The sequence below is a fragment of the Ruegeria sp. N7 genome (genome assembly GCF_056531345.1).
In genome coordinates, this window is the sequence record NZ_JBQFLR010000006.1 from 136,258 (window position 1) to 149,989 (window position 13,732).

Annotated in this window: 14 protein-coding genes; 8 read left to right on the forward strand and 6 right to left on the reverse strand. The window is 54.2% G+C overall.

The genetic code is table 11. The features are described from left to right. Nucleotides 1-85 precede the first annotated feature (85 nt). On the forward strand, nucleotides 86-877 hold the full coding sequence (locus ACR0ES_RS09995) for an inositol monophosphatase family protein (RefSeq protein ID WP_480870514.1): 792 nt from the start codon (nucleotides 86-88) through the stop codon (nucleotides 875-877). Nucleotides 878-880: 3 nt separating this feature from the next. On the opposite strand, the gene ACR0ES_RS10000 is transcribed toward ACR0ES_RS09995, so the two are convergent. The 5 genes from ACR0ES_RS10000 to ACR0ES_RS10020 are packed head-to-tail and all read right to left on the reverse strand — an operon-like array spanning nucleotide 881 to nucleotide 6,280. Continuing rightward, nucleotides 881-1,447 carry a histidine phosphatase family protein gene (locus ACR0ES_RS10000; RefSeq protein WP_480870516.1) on the reverse strand — a complete coding sequence of 189 codons (567 nt, stop codon included), beginning with the start codon at nucleotides 1,445-1,447 and terminating at the stop codon, nucleotides 881-883. After that, entirely contained in the window at nucleotides 1,448-2,518 is a 1,071-nt protein-coding gene (locus ACR0ES_RS10005; RefSeq protein ID WP_480483725.1) for an ABC transporter ATP-binding protein, read from the reverse strand. Then, on the reverse strand, nucleotides 2,515-4,731 hold the full coding sequence (locus tag ACR0ES_RS10010) for an ABC transporter permease (protein WP_480483726.1): 2,217 nt from the start codon (nucleotides 4,729-4,731) through the stop codon (nucleotides 2,515-2,517). Before ACR0ES_RS10010 ends, ACR0ES_RS10005 begins: the two co-directional genes overlap by 4 nt. Continuing rightward, nucleotides 4,732-5,757 (reverse strand): ABC transporter substrate-binding protein, encoded by a 1,026-nt coding sequence (locus tag ACR0ES_RS10015; RefSeq protein ID WP_480539136.1) that lies wholly within the window; start codon nucleotides 5,755-5,757, stop codon nucleotides 4,732-4,734. Nucleotides 5,758-5,815: 58 nt separating this feature from the next. Further along, entirely contained in the window at nucleotides 5,816-6,280 is a 465-nt protein-coding gene (locus ACR0ES_RS10020) for an NUDIX hydrolase (protein ID WP_480483728.1), read from the reverse strand. Between the two features lie 224 nt (nucleotides 6,281-6,504). On the opposite strand from ACR0ES_RS10020, the gene ACR0ES_RS10025 reads away from it, so the two are divergent. The 6 genes from ACR0ES_RS10025 to ACR0ES_RS10050 all read left to right on the forward strand — a co-directional run bounded on the left by ACR0ES_RS10025 (nucleotide 6,505) and on the right by ACR0ES_RS10050 (nucleotide 11,734). Beyond that, the gene (locus ACR0ES_RS10025; RefSeq protein ID WP_480554950.1) at nucleotides 6,505-7,314 is read left to right on the forward strand and encodes a DeoR/GlpR family DNA-binding transcription regulator; all 810 of its coding nucleotides are present in this window, start codon (nucleotides 6,505-6,507) and stop codon (nucleotides 7,312-7,314) included. A gap of 61 nt (nucleotides 7,315-7,375) precedes the next feature. Beyond that, a complete protein-coding gene (gene phnD / locus ACR0ES_RS10030) occupies nucleotides 7,376-8,350 on the forward strand; it encodes a phosphate/phosphite/phosphonate ABC transporter substrate-binding protein (RefSeq protein ID WP_480483730.1) in 975 nt (324 codons plus the stop codon). A 60-nt stretch (nucleotides 8,351-8,410) separates the two neighbouring features. Continuing rightward, the gene (gene phnC / locus ACR0ES_RS10035) at nucleotides 8,411-9,205 is read left to right on the forward strand and encodes a phosphonate ABC transporter ATP-binding protein (protein ID WP_480487503.1); all 795 of its coding nucleotides are present in this window, start codon (nucleotides 8,411-8,413) and stop codon (nucleotides 9,203-9,205) included. Then, nucleotides 9,202-10,017, forward strand: a complete 816-nt coding sequence (phnE, locus tag ACR0ES_RS10040) for a phosphonate ABC transporter, permease protein PhnE (protein WP_209507091.1) — start codon at nucleotides 9,202-9,204, stop codon at nucleotides 10,015-10,017. The genes phnC and phnE (ACR0ES_RS10040) overlap by 4 nt, the downstream gene beginning before the upstream one ends. Next, nucleotides 10,017-10,832 carry a phosphonate ABC transporter, permease protein PhnE gene (gene phnE / locus ACR0ES_RS10045; protein ID WP_480547005.1) on the forward strand — a complete coding sequence of 272 codons (816 nt, stop codon included), beginning with the start codon at nucleotides 10,017-10,019 and terminating at the stop codon, nucleotides 10,830-10,832. Before phnE (ACR0ES_RS10040) ends, phnE (ACR0ES_RS10045) begins: the two co-directional genes overlap by 1 nt. Beyond that, a complete protein-coding gene (locus ACR0ES_RS10050; RefSeq protein ID WP_480870519.1) occupies nucleotides 10,796-11,734 on the forward strand; it encodes an HAD-IIA family hydrolase in 939 nt (312 codons plus the stop codon). Before phnE (ACR0ES_RS10045) ends, ACR0ES_RS10050 begins: the two co-directional genes overlap by 37 nt. A gap of 221 nt (nucleotides 11,735-11,955) precedes the next feature. Here ACR0ES_RS10050 and ACR0ES_RS10055 read toward each other — a convergent pair whose 3' ends face one another. After that, the gene (locus ACR0ES_RS10055) at nucleotides 11,956-12,408 is read right to left on the reverse strand and encodes an Lrp/AsnC family transcriptional regulator (protein WP_480483733.1); all 453 of its coding nucleotides are present in this window, start codon (nucleotides 12,406-12,408) and stop codon (nucleotides 11,956-11,958) included. A 115-nt stretch (nucleotides 12,409-12,523) separates the two neighbouring features. On the opposite strand from ACR0ES_RS10055, the gene ACR0ES_RS10060 reads away from it, so the two are divergent. Continuing rightward, nucleotides 12,524-13,723, forward strand: coding sequence for a methionine gamma-lyase (locus tag ACR0ES_RS10060; RefSeq protein WP_480483734.1), 1,200 nt, complete (start codon nucleotides 12,524-12,526; stop codon nucleotides 13,721-13,723). Nucleotides 13,724-13,732: the final 9 nt, after the last annotated feature.

Consider the following 13,732-nt stretch of genomic DNA (forward strand, 5'->3'; position numbering starts at 1 on the left):
GAACGGTGCTGCAACTCAGTCATTGCAAGCCTTCCGCTTGGACCGCAATGTTGGCCTTAGATACACAAACACAAAAGGACAGGCCATGAATCGTCTTTCGGAACGCAGAGATTTTGCCATCGCGGTCTGTGAAGAAGCTGGGGTGATGGCCGAGAAATACTTCTTGGACAGGAGTAATCTGGTTATCGATCAAAAAGGTGCTCAGGACTGGGTGAGCGAGGCGGACAAAAACGTCGAAACGTTCATTCGCCAAAGGATCGTGGATGCTTGGCCGCAGGATGGGATATTTGGCGAAGAACACGGCGCTGCCACAGGCAAGAGCGGTTTTGACTGGGTGATTGATCCAATTGATGGAACTACGAATTTCGTCAATGGCATACCTGTATGGACGATTGTTCTGGCCGGTGTCACCGAAGGGCGCACTGCGGTGGGTGTGATCCGGGATCCGAATATGGATGAAACCTTTGTGGCAACACGCGGAGAGGGCGCGACACTGAACGGTTCACCGATACACGTGGCCTCTGGGGTTGCTCTTCGGGATGGGACGGTTTCTGTGGGGTATTCGAACCGGATCGAAACTCGCCACGTCGTGCCGGTGGTTGCAGAACTGATCGAGCGCGGTTCCATGTTTCACAGAAACGCCAGCGGTGCATTGTCATTGGCCTATGTCGCAGCCGGGCGACTTCTGGGTTATGTGGAAGAACACATGAACGCCTGGGATTGTCTGGCTGGGCAATTGTTGGTTGCAGAAGCGGGCGGTGTTGTCGAAGATCAAGACGCCGACGCGATGATCCGCGACGGTGGGCGCGTGATCGCCGGCACACCAGATGTATTTGAAAGTTTGTTGGAAATCGCAGAGAACGCTTGGGGGGCTTAACGCCTAGGCCATTGGCAACCAAGTGGAATTAGGTTGCAAAGTTGTCAGGCTTGCCTGCCAATAATGGCCTTGTGAAGGTTGATCGTACTGGCAGTCAATCGGATTTCCGGAAAGTTCACACCATAACAATGTCCCGACCGCGCCATGTGTAACGATGGCGAGGTCTCCGGTGCCATGGGCACGAGTGATTCCCAAGACTGCCCGGTGAATGCGCCTCTGCGCGTCGGCCGCAGTTTCCCAACCGCGAAAGCTAATATCCGGCTGGGCAAAGAATGCGTCCGCGGCCGCCTCGAACTTTTCCCGTGGAAGGAAACCAGTGGTACTCCGATCATTCTCGCCAAGTTCCGGGTGGATATTTAGAGGCAACCCCAAGGGCGCGGCCAGAATCTCACCAGTGTCACGAGCCTTTCGTTCGCTGCTGGCCCAGATATGGCTGACATTGGCCATAACTTCACTGGCGGCAAAGGATGCGGCGCGCCGGCGACCTGTCGTGCTCAGACCCCATTCCGTAATGGGGGTATCCGGATCAATAACGACCTCGGGGTGAGTGATGATCAGTAAATTCGGCATCTAGTCAGGCAGAAGTACCGGCCCTTTGCCCGCAAACCCCATCCTGATTTCGGTACCCGGTGCAAGCGGTGCATCAACATCATCGTGGACCGCAAAAACCTGGCCAAATGCGCCGGTCAGTGTGTATTCCATCCGCACACCAACATAGGTTGCCTTGGCCACTGTAGCGGCGATGCCGTCATCAGAACCAATCACAAGGCGCGAGGGTCGTACAGCGATGGTCGCGGGCCCATTGGTCAAACCCCGACGCGGCAGAGTGTGACGGTAACCTTCGATCTCGATTGTTGCAGCATCACCGTCGGTTGCAACGATCTGACAGTTGAGCAGGTTTGCCTCGCCTATGAAATCGGCAACAAACCGGTCATTCGGGGCATCATAAAGCTCGCGAGGTGTACCCATCTGAGCGATCGCGGCGTTCCGCATCACAACGATCTCGTCCGAGACGGCCAGGGCCTCTTCCTGATCGTGGGTGACATAGACAACCGTCAATCCAAGGTCTTGCTGAATGGCCCGGATATCCTCGCGCACCTGGCGTCGCAGCTTGGCATCAAGGTTGGATAGCGGCTCGTCAAACAGCAGAACCTGTGGTTCTAGAACCAGCGCTCGCGCGACGGCGACACGTTGTTGCTGACCACCCGAGAGTTCGGAGGGAAGGCGATTGTCGAACCCCTTGAGCCCTACCAATTGCAAGCCATGCAAGGCGCGGCTGCGAGCCTCATCCTTGGCAAAGCCCGAGAATGTGAGGCCGTACATCACGTTCTCCAGCACGCTCATGTGGGGAAACAGCGCGTATGATTGAAACACCATTGATACGTCGCGGTCTGTTGCGGGCAGTTTGGTGACGTCCCGGTTGCCAATCATAATCTTGCCAGAGCTTGCCATCTCTAACCCGGCGATCATGCGCAACGTCGTTGTTTTCCCACAGCCTGACGGACCAAGCAGCGTGACCAGTTTTCCCGCTTCGACATGAAGGTTAATGTTATCAACAGCCACAACGTTTTTGCCGAACACTTTCGACACTTTCTCAAATAATACCGGGGCGGCCTTGGAACCGATTTTGTTGTCGGTCATGAGGGTGTCTCCGTTGTGTTCTGTGTGCGCCGACCGATCTGGACCCGACCGACGAGAATTTGCAATAAACCGACCGCTGCCAGCATCACGAAGATCAGCGTCGTCGAATACGCAATGGCGAGACCATAGTCGTTATTCTCGACCCGCCCGATGATATAGCTGGTTGCCATGTCGTATTCGGCACTGACCAGAAAAATCACAGCCGAGATCGCCGTCATCGCGCGGACAAAACTGTAAACAAGCGCGGCAAGTATCGCGGGACGTAGCAGCGGCAGAATGACACGACGAAATGTCTGCCACGAGTTTGCACCAAGGGTCAGCGAGGATTCATCGAGACTGCGGTCAAGTTGCGACATGCTGGCGATGCCCGCACGGACCCCAACCGGCATGTTGCGGAATATGAAGCTGATAACAAGGATAACGCCTGTGCCGGTTATCTCGATGGGCGGAACGTTGAAGGCAAGAATATAGCTGACACCAATCACCGTACCGGGGATTGCAAAGGACAGCATGGTCCCAAACTCGAAAGCGTTCTTTCCCGCAAAGCTTTGCCGGGTCAATAGGTAAGCCGTGACCAACCCAACCGCTGCCGTCAGAGGCGCAGCAATCGCCGCAATGGTTATGGTAGTCCAGAAGCTGTCCCACGCGGCGCCGGTCCAACGAATGCCCTCTTCTTCAAATCGAACAGAGAATGCCGTGACGTAGTGTTTTAGGGTCAGGGAGTTATTGACCCCCCAAAGCTCGACCACACTGCCGTAGATGATCATTGCATAGACAATGATCGTGAACACCGCCCAGCCAAGAGCGATTACCAGCACTGGAACAGAAAGACCCGTAGGCATCAAAGGGTGCACGCCTGCGTCGCCTTTGCCTGTTACGGTGGTATAGCTTTTCTTGCCCAGCCAAACACGCTGTGCGTAAAAGGCCGAAAGAGTAAAAAACAGCAATACCATGGCCAGAACGGCGGCCCGTCCTTGGTCATATTGCGCCCCGACGATGGCAAAGAAAATCTCGGTCGATAGAACGTCGAAATTCCCACCCAGAACAAGCGGGTTTCCGAAGTCGGCCATGCTTTCGATGAAGCCCAAAAGAAATGCATTGGCAAGACCGGGGCGCATCAGGGGCAGGGACACTGTCCTGAACGTTTGCCATCTGCTGGCGCGGAGAGTCTGGGCCGCTTCCTCCATAGATGGCGAGACGCCTTCCACCACGCCGATAAGAACGAGGAATGCAATGGGCGTGAATGCAAGGGCCTGTGCGATGAATATGCCTGGCATTCCGTACAGCCAGCGCGTTGGCTGCGTGCCGAACAGCTCGGCGACGAACCGTGTGACCGAGCCTGACAGACCAAAAAGCAGGATCAGCGCGAGGCCAATCACAAATGGCGGGGTGATGATCGGAAGAACAGTCAAAGCCCGCAGCACGCGTTTGTAGCGGAAACCCGAGCGGCTCACGACCAGTGCAAAGCACAAACCCAGGGCAGTCGTGACGAAGCCAACCAGGATGGCAAGAAACAGCGAGTTCCATGCCGCGCCGCATCTGGCACCATAAAAACACCCCAACCCCCAAAGCCGGGCATCAAAGAACTTTGAAAAGAAGACAGCAATGGAATATGCGCCATCTTCAGTGACAAAGGCAGCGAACAGCATCTTGGCGATCGGAAAAAAAACAAAGACGGTGACGATGGTAATCACACCGCCAATCGCACTAACAACAAAGACGTCACCGTTGATGGCACCTCTTGCCGCAATGCCTTGGGTCAACAGGAACAGAAAGCTTGAAGCGCAAATCATTGCGCCATAGCCCATACCGAATTGGCGATCACCAAGTTCGCCAAAATAGGCGTCCAACCAATTGAAATTGAAACCCCTGATGCCAATCCCGAATCCCTGTGCGATCAACCAGCCGAAGCCGAGCGCACCGGAAAGGATCAGAACCCGGGCATAGAGGGGGTCAGACTTGGCTCGCTTCAGCACCAGAAGGGGTAAGGTCAGAGCGATCAACAGTGGGGCAAGCCAAAGCTTCTCACCCTGTGCGATCAGGAATGCAGCGGGGGCATAATCTTCGTCAAACGGGTAGCCGTCAAAAAGCCATTCGAATGACCACAGGCCGCCGTCGACCATATACCACGGCAGCAGGCAAAACCCAACCCACCCGGCGATGACCCAAAAGATCAGAACCGGACGGGTCTTTTTTGTAATATGGTTGGCCATTTACTGCGGCAGAACCGAAACCTCTTCGTCCCATTTCTGCAACAGACGCTTCCGTTCGTCTGAGGAACCATACTTTTTGAAGTCATAGTCGATCAGCTTGATCTGACTCATGTCAGGCGCGCTTTCCGACGTTTCTGCGCTCTTGTTCGATGGCACCTGAAACGCGCTGACCTGAAGAGCAAGGTTCTGCGCCTCGGGCGACAGCGCCCAGTCATAGAACTTCTTCGCCTCTTCCTCGTTGCGGGCGCCTTCAATAATGGACATCGAGCCAATTTCGTATCCCGTACCCTCACAAGGCGCGACTACCTTGATCGGGAAACCCGATACAGCCTGCTTTACCGCATCATGCATGAAGACGATGCCAATCGTGTTCTCGCCTCGACCGGCTGCTTTGATTGGTGCAGATCCGGATTTTGTATACTGGTTGATATTCGAATGCAGGCCTTTCATGAACTCAAAACCTTCATCCTCGCCAAAGATCTGCACCATCGAGGCCAGCGTTGTATAGGCCGTACCAGACGAGTTCGGGTTGGCCATCTGAACGTGACCCTTGTATTCAGGCTTTAGCAGGTCTTTCCAACAGGCGGGTTCGGGTAGGTTATTGGCCGCCAGCAGGTCTGCGTTATAGCCATACCCAAGTGCGCCGGAATAAATGCCGATCGTTCTGTTTCCGGCACTTTCGGCTTGGGAAATTGCCCAATCATGAAGCTGGTCGCGCATTGGCGACATGTATTCCATTGTCAGGTCCTCTTCGGCGGCCTGCAAATGCGGATCACCCGTGCCGCCCCACCAAACGTCTCCTTTCGGGTTCGAGCTTTCGGCACGAATCTGGGCAAAGGTTTCGCCTGACGACTTACGCGTCATGTTGACGTCGATGCCCGTTGCATCTTCGAAACTGCGCGCCATGAGTTGGCACCAGTCTTCCTGCGCCGAGCAATAGAGTGTCAGCTTGTCTGCCTGCGCTGCCGACACAGATGCGGCTATTGCAATCAGCGACCCGACGGCCGTGGATGTAAGTTTTTTCATTATCATTCCTCCCTTTGGTTATCGTGCACCAGTATCTTTTGTTTTGTCAGGCGCTTTCTCATCCAGCTTTTCGTAGCTTGTTAATGACAGACTGGGCGTTCTGATTGCCCGTCAGATTTCTCAGAAAACTTGACAGATCTCTTTCTTCCACCAGCTTTGCCGCTTTCCCCGGTGAAAACCAGTGACGCGTCCGTTCTTCCCGTTCTTTCCAACGCCGCTTCAGTTTTTCAACGACCATGGGATAGAGGGTAACGCGGCAGCGAACGCTATTCGCGCCCTCAAAGCGCTTGTCGTAGAAAAATTGGCCAATCGGCTGTTTCGAGATTGCCCCGACTGCACCTGCTTCTTCCAGAGCTTCAATTTCGGCGGCATGCCAAGGTTTCTTTCCTTCCATCAACCAACCTTTTGGGATGACCCACCGCCCAGTATCGCGCGAAGTCACCATCAGAACGCGTAGTTTTCCATCCCTGTCCCAGCGCATCGGAAGTGCTGCAATCTGGTCTGTTATGTTGCCGTCGCTCATGCTGCCCTCAATGACACGGTATCAATAGCGCACCCAGAATAACCTTCAGTCGTTAACGGTGGTTCTTGGGTTTTCACTATGAAACGGTTCAATTCACACATTCTTGCCTTGCGCTTTGGACTCTTCCGAATTGTCACAACCTACTGAGGGTTATGCAACAAAAATTATTGCATTATGCCCGAAATCCCACAAAAGTGGGGTTTGAAACCTGATTGGGTTGTTGGATGTCCAAAACGAAAATACGTGCCAAAACGATTGAGAAGGGACGGGGTAGGGTAAAGAAATCCGACCGGCGCCAGCAAATATTGCTGGAGTTGAAGCTTCGCCCGCACGTTCGCATCAATGAATTGGCCCAGCGTTTCAACGTCTCTAACGAGACGGTGCGCAGGGATTTCGACGCTCTGTCGAATGACGGCCTGATCGCACGCGCGCACGGAGGGGCATCTGCCCCGGCACAAGGGCATTATCCAGGTCTGGACGAGCGGGCCAACGCGCGAATTGAGGAGCGCGAACGCATAGGAATCAGCGCGGCGGGGCTGGTGCGCGATGGTGAAACGGTCATGATCGATTCCGGTTCGACCACAATCGAGATGGCCCGTGCATTGGCTTACCTCGGCACTCCTTGCACAGTGATTACAAATTCTATTCCGGTGGCAATGACCCTCGGCCATGGAGCTGCCGAGGTTCTGCTTTGTCCAGGAGAATATCTGGCAACCGAATCTGCGACGATTGGAACCGAAACGCTGGAATTCCTGTCTCGGTTCAATGTCGACAGATGCATGATCGGCTCATCAGGTTTTTCGGTCGAAGGCCCTTCAGAAACCGTGCGCGGCTTTGCAGCTGTCAAAAGAATGATGCTGACGCGCGCGGCAAATCGACATCTTTTAATCGATTCAGGGAAATTTGGCCGTAAAGGCCTGTCTCAGGTCGGAGACCTGACCAACCTGGATTCCATAGTTTCCGACACGAAACCAACAGGAGAGTTGCTTAACGCGATCAACGGTGCCGAGGTCGATGTTCTCGTCGCCCCGTAATCACTGAAATGAATGACGAACAGCGGACTGCAAAAAGACCGCGCATGACTGGGAGGAAAACATGAAGATAGACATCAGATTATTGGTTGGGGCATCGGCAATTGCGCTCATGTCGCTTTCCGGGACAGCTTCGGCGCAAGATTGCCCGAGGGGTGATCTGGACGAGCGGTTTTGCGACGTCGATGGGGATTTGATTGCGGATATCCCCACAGATTCTTCCCAGCTAATTGATCCTGACACCCTGATTTTTGCCTATACACCGGTCGAAGACCCGGCCGTATACAAAACCGCGTGGTCAGACTTTCTAGAGCATCTGAAGGCTGAGACAGGCAAGGACGTGGTCTTTTTTCCGGTCCAAAACAATGCCGCCCAGATTGAGGCGATGCGGTCGGGACGTCTGCATATTGCGGGCTTCAACACCGGGTCCAACCCACTGGCAGTAAACTGTGCCGGGTTCCGACCGTTTACGATTATGGCCTCAAAAGACGGTAACTTCGGTTATGAAATGGAGATCATCACCTACCCAGGCTCGGGCATCGAAAAGGTTGAAGATATCAAAGGTAAGCAACTTGCGTTCACGTCACCCACGTCCAACTCGGGCTTCAAAGCACCGTCGGCGATCCTGAAAAGTGACTTTGATCTTCTGCCCGATCGCGACTTCGAACCCGTCTATTCGGGAAAGCACGACAACTCGATCCTTGGTGTGGCGAACAAGGACTATCCAGCGGCATCGATTGCAAATTCGGTAAAGGCACGGATGATTTTGCGGGATGTGATCAAGGAGGAAGATGTTGTTACGATTTACAAATCGCAGACCTTCCCAACCACCGGATTTGGCACTGTCTACAACCTGACGCCCGAATTGCAGGAGAAAATCCGCAATGCTTTCTTCAACTTCGAGTGGGAAGGGACGACGCTTGAAGCGGAGTTTTCCAAGTCGAACGAAGGCCAATTTCTTGAGATGACTTACCAGGAATTCTGGGACGTCATTCGCAAAATTGACGCGGCAAACGGCGTCTCCTACGCCTGCCAATAAGTCTTGCTTAATCCAGCGGGCCTGAAAAGGCCCGCTAATCACCCTAATCGGGGGCAATTTATGCTGCGTCTTCAAAAGCTGACGAAAACCTACAAGACCGGAGATCAGGCACTGAAGGCCATCGATCTTGAGGTACCCAAAGGGCAGGTGCTTGCACTGATTGGACCCTCGGGCGCGGGAAAATCGACCATGATCCGTTGCATCAACCGCTTGGTTGAACCCACAAGCGGCGGTGTTCTTCTGGATGACATGGACCTGACCAAACTCGGGTCGGGTGCGTTGCGGAAAGCACGCCGCGAAATGGGTATGATCTTTCAGGAATATGCCCTGGTCGAACGCCTCACCGTGATGGAAAACGTATTGTCCGGTAGGTTGGGGTATGTGGGATTCTGGCGCAGCTTTCTGCGGCGGTATCCGCAGTCGGATGTGGACGAGGCTTTCCGCCTGCTGGACCGGGTGGGGCTGTTGCATATGGCTGACAAACGCGCGGACGAGTTGTCGGGTGGTCAACGCCAAAGGGTCGGTATCTGCCGCGCTCTGATCCAGGACCCAAAGTTGTTGCTGGTCGATGAACCGACCGCGTCGCTGGATCCGAAGACCAGTCGACAGATCATGCGGCTGATCACCGAGCTGTGTCAGGAGCGCGGGCTGGCGGCCATCATCAACATCCATGACGTGGCTCTAGCCCAGATGTTCGTTCCGCGTGTCGTGGGCCTCCGCTTTGGCGAAATCGTGTTTGATGGTCTTCCAACAGGGCTCACCCCGGAAAAGCTGACCGAGATTTACGGCGAGGAAGACTGGGAAGCGACCATCGAAAAAGTGGATGAGGATGAAGATGTCGAGGCCGCAGAATGAGCCATCGAGAACTTGACGACATGCTGGGAAAAGGCTGGCGCAAACCGGCCTTTATCAAAAACACGTTGCTGCGCAGGGCATTGATACTTGGGTTCTTCGCCTACCTGATTGCGGCTTTCATGACCATCGATGTTGATTGGGGCAGGGTCTATGAGGGACTGGACAGGGGATGGGCGTTCGTCCTTGCCTTTACCAGCCCGGATTTCATTTCACGGTGGTCGGATATCTGGGCCGGTCTTCTGGAAAGCATTGTGATGACCGTGGCCGCTTCGGTTGTCGGTATCCTGATTTCGATCCCGATAGGATTGGGGGCTGCACGTAATATCGCCCCGTTGCCAATTTACATAATGTGCCGCGGCATTGTCGCGTTAAGCCGGGCATTGCAGGAAATTATCGTTGCCATTTTGCTTGTGGCCATCTTTGGCTTTGGCCCGCTGGCAGGATTTTTGACGCTGTCTTTCGCAACCATTGGGTTTCTTTCCAAGCTTTTGGCCGAAGATATCGAGGCGATGGACAAAGTTCAGGCTGAGGCGATTCAGGCCTCTGGTGCACGATGGCTGCAATGGATCAACTACGGGGTTCAGCCTCAGATCATGCCTAGGCTTGTGGGTCTTTCCATGTACCGGATCGACATCAATTTCCGGGAAAGCGCTATTCTCGGGCTGGTGGGGGCAGGCGGCATTGGCGCGACACTCAACACCGCGTTTGATCGATATGAATATGATACGGCAGCCGCCATTCTGATCCTTATCATCGGGATCGTCATGGCCCTTGAATACCTTTCCGGAATAATCCGAGCGAGGGTTCAGTAATGCCGGTTCTTGAACGCGACGATACACGAATCTGGCGCAGGCGGACGACCGGCCAAAGCCTGGTTCGCTGGTTTGGATGGCTTCTGGGAGTAGCGGTTTTTGTCTACTGTTGGCAGCTCATTTCGGAATCGACAACCTGGTTTTTCGTCTGGGACGCACCCCGTATCGCCAACGATATCTGGACCCGCGCAACACCTCCGAAATGGGATTATATTACCCAGCTGGGTCGCCCGATCTGGGATACACTGAACATCGCTACACTGGGGACGATCATCGCTCTGTTCATGGCCGTGCCGGTTGCCTTTTTGGCGGCCCGCAATACTACCCCGTCGGCGTTGTTCATCCGCCCCATTGCCTTGTTGGTCATTGTCTCGACCCGCTCAATCAACTCGCTGATATGGGCGCTGCTATTGATCGCTATCATCGGACCGGGTGTGTTCGCCGGTGTCATAGCAATCGCCATCCGTTCAATCGGGTTCTGCGCTAAACTTCTTTATGAAGCGATTGAAGAGATTGATCACGGTCAGGTCGAGGCGATCACAGCCACCGGTGCTTCGCGGTGGCAAGTCATGGCATATGGGATCGTTCCGCAAATCCTGCCAGCTTTTGCCGGAATTGCGGTCTTTCGTTGGGATATCAATATTCGCGAGTCTACAGTGCTTGGTCTGGTTGGTGCCGGTGGCATCGGGTTGCAGCTCTCGGCCTCGCTTAATGTTCTGGCGTGGCCGCAAGTCAGCCTCATACTGATTGTAATTCTTTTTGCGGTCATGATCAGCGAATGGGTTTCGGCAAAAGTACGAGGAGCGATCATTTGACCGGATTCTCAGCGCAGGAGGCTTTTAAGGCATACGAAGCCGTCCGGCACCGCCTTCCAGATATTGAACCGAACGACGTGAGCTATCGTCGTATCGAGACCCTTTCCGAAATTATGGATAAGTTTGACGTATTTCTTCTGGATGCGTTCGGGGTTCTCAATATCGGAGAAACGGCAATCCCCGAAACGCCTGAACGGATCAAGTCACTGACGGATGCGGGCAAACGTGTCCTGGTGGTTTCGAATGCCGCAGGGTTTCCTCATGCCACGCTATTGGAGAAATACACCAGGCTGGGATATGACTTCGCGCCGCAGGATGTGATTACCAGTCGGGCTACGTTGCTGTCCGGGCTGAATGGTCAACATGAGCTGCACTGGGGTTTGATGGCGACACCCAGCGCCGGGCTGCGCGATTTGGAAGATTTGAAACTAACCTATCTGGAGGATGACCCGCAACCCTACGAAACTGTTGATGGTTTTCTGATGATCGGGTCAGCCGCCTGGACCGAAACCCGGCAGGCGATGTTGGAGGCGGCATTGCTAAGCCGACCCCGCCCGGTATTGGTAGGCAACCCGGACATCGTTGCCCCACGCGAGTACGGCTTTTCCAAAGAGCCCGGTCTTTTCGCGCACCGTTTGGCCGACCGAACGGGTGTAGCCCCGCAGTTTTATGGAAAGCCTTTCGGCAATATCTATGATCTTGCTTTTCAGCGACTTGGGCCCGTCGACAAATCCCGCGTTCTGATGGTAGGTGACAGTCTGCATACTGACATTCTGGGCGCGCGTCATGCCGGAGTGGCTTCCGCACTTGTCTCGGATTTTGGGTTCTTCGCCGGGCATGATGTCGAGGAAGCGATCAAACAAGCAGCGATCGTGCCGGACTTTGTCGTGACCCGACCTTAAGATTTTGAAGTAAAGCGTATTTTTGGCAGAGCGAACGGGCAGCGCTGACTTGCAGAGGGCGCGCGTAACAATGATTATGTTGTTTTTATGGGGATGTATCCAGTTGGCAGTTTTCGCTTAACGGCAAATTCTCACAGTCTCGGAAACTCGAATCCGGTTCTTCCGCATCCTAACAATCTGGAACTCAATATTAAGGGTCACTTTCGAGAATTTAAACTTTCTCAGGCTGGAAAAACCGATGTTTTCTTGACTGTTCCATAAACAAAGCTGGTGTCGATCGAAGCTATTCCGCCGATCGGGTGAATTCGGTTTCGAATAAAGTCTTCGTATGCTTCGAGGTCCGATACCAATACCCGCAACTGGTAATCCATTGCGCCGGTCAGCACATGGCATTCTAAAACTTCATCGATCATTCGAACGCGTTTTTCGAATTTCTGCACATCTGTTTCATTGTGCCGCTCAAGCCGGATACGGACAAAGACGGTTATCGCCATCCCGTATGCAGCAGCGTCCACATCGGCACTGTATCCCTTGATGACACCGCTGGCCTCAAGGTTTTTGACCCGTCGCAGACATGGCGAAGGAGACAGATTGACCTCATCAGCAAGATTCTGGTTCGTCATACGCCCGTCCCGCTGCAATGCTCGAATGATCTGCCTGTCTTTGGCGTCCATTTTCTCTCCTGTTTTAGCATAATATGCCAATATTTTCCATTAACGTGGCATTATTTGCAACCCATTGCTCAAAGTAAAGGCGCAAAGTGGTAACAACTTAGATCAGGAGCTCACAGTGACCCACACAACCGGATTTGCCACTCGCGCCATTCATCATGCCTACAACCCATCTGAAAACGATGGTGCGCTGACCCCGCCCCTCCACTTGACCTCAACCTTCTCCTTCGAAACCGCAGAGGCCGGCGGTGAAATGTTTTCTGGCGAGCGCGCAGGTCATATCTATAGTCGGATATCGAACCCTACTTGTGACCTTCTTGAAAAGCGTATTGCCGTGCTGGAAGGTGCCGAGGCCGGGCTTGCACTGTCCAGCGGGATGGGCGCAATTACCGCCGTACTTTGGACCCTGCTGTCGCCAGGTGACGAAGTCATTGTCGACAAGACGCTCTACGGCTGCACATTCGCTTTCATGCGCCACGGTCTGGCAAAATGGGGTGTCACTATTACCCATGTAGACATGACGGACCCTGCGAACCTGAAAGCCGCTGTTTCCGAAAAAACCCGCGTCGTCTATTTCGAAACCCCAGCGAATCCAAACATGCGCTTGGTGGATATCGCTGCCAGTTCAGAGATTGCACATTCTGTTGGTGCACAGGTTGTGGTCGACAATACATATGCCAGCCCATATCTGACCCGCCCGATCGAGCACGGCGCGGACATCGTCCTGCACTCCGCAACCAAATATCTGGGCGGGCATGGCGATGTGGTCGCGGGTCTTGTGGTCGGAACCGCCGAGCAGATTTCTGAGATCCGGCTTGTCGGCATGAAGGACATGACAGGCGCAGTGATGGCACCTTTCAACGCAATGCTGATCCTGCGAGGACTGAAGACACTGAACCTGCGACTGGATCGCCACTGTGCGTCCGCCAAGGTGGTTGCCGATTACCTTCAGGCACATCCGGCCGTCAGTGAGGTTTATTTCCCGGGGCTTGAGAGTTTTGCCCAGCACGATGTCGCACAACGGCAGATGTCGCAGCCCGGCGCCATGATCGCCTTTGAAATCAAGTCTGGCCTGTCCGGTGGCATCGAGTTCATGAACCGCCTGAACATGATCCAGCGCGCCGTGTCCTTGGGGGACGCAGAAACCCTGATCCAGCACCCGGCATCCATGACTCATTCGACTTATACTGCGGAAGAACGGGCAGAACATGGGATCAGCGACGGTCTGATCCGTCTTTCCGTCGGGCTGGAAGACGTTGATGATATCCTTGCAGATTTGGAGCAAGCTCTGCCCTACCCTGCCCGCAGTGCCGCATGAACCCGGAGA

Coding starts and splice junctions, on each gene's coding strand:
- ACR0ES_RS10005 (WP_480483725.1), bottom strand. CDS start 2,518: ATGACCGACAACAAAATCGGTTCCAAGGCCGCCCCGGTATTATTTGAG.
- phnD (WP_480483730.1), top strand. CDS start 7,376: ATGAAGATAGACATCAGATTATTGGTTGGGGCATCGGCAATTGCGCTC.
- ACR0ES_RS10020 (WP_480483728.1), bottom strand. CDS start 6,280: ATGAGCGACGGCAACATAACAGACCAGATTGCAGCACTTCCGATGCGC.
- ACR0ES_RS10010 (WP_480483726.1), bottom strand. CDS start 4,731: ATGGCCAACCATATTACAAAAAAGACCCGTCCGGTTCTGATCTTTTGG.
- phnE (WP_209507091.1), top strand. CDS start 9,202: ATGAGCCATCGAGAACTTGACGACATGCTGGGAAAAGGCTGGCGCAAA.
- phnC (WP_480487503.1), top strand. CDS start 8,411: ATGCTGCGTCTTCAAAAGCTGACGAAAACCTACAAGACCGGAGATCAG.
- ACR0ES_RS10050 (WP_480870519.1), top strand. CDS start 10,796: ATGGGTTTCGGCAAAAGTACGAGGAGCGATCATTTGACCGGATTCTCA.
- phnE (WP_480547005.1), top strand. CDS start 10,017: ATGCCGGTTCTTGAACGCGACGATACACGAATCTGGCGCAGGCGGACG.
- ACR0ES_RS09995 (WP_480870514.1), top strand. CDS start 86: ATGAATCGTCTTTCGGAACGCAGAGATTTTGCCATCGCGGTCTGTGAA.
- ACR0ES_RS10015 (WP_480539136.1), bottom strand. CDS start 5,757: ATGAAAAAACTTACATCCACGGCCGTCGGGTCGCTGATTGCAATAGCC.
- ACR0ES_RS10055 (WP_480483733.1), bottom strand. CDS start 12,408: ATGGACGCCAAAGACAGGCAGATCATTCGAGCATTGCAGCGGGACGGG.
- ACR0ES_RS10000 (WP_480870516.1), bottom strand. CDS start 1,447: ATGCCGAATTTACTGATCATCACTCACCCCGAGGTCGTTATTGATCCG.
- ACR0ES_RS10025 (WP_480554950.1), top strand. CDS start 6,505: ATGTCCAAAACGAAAATACGTGCCAAAACGATTGAGAAGGGACGGGGT.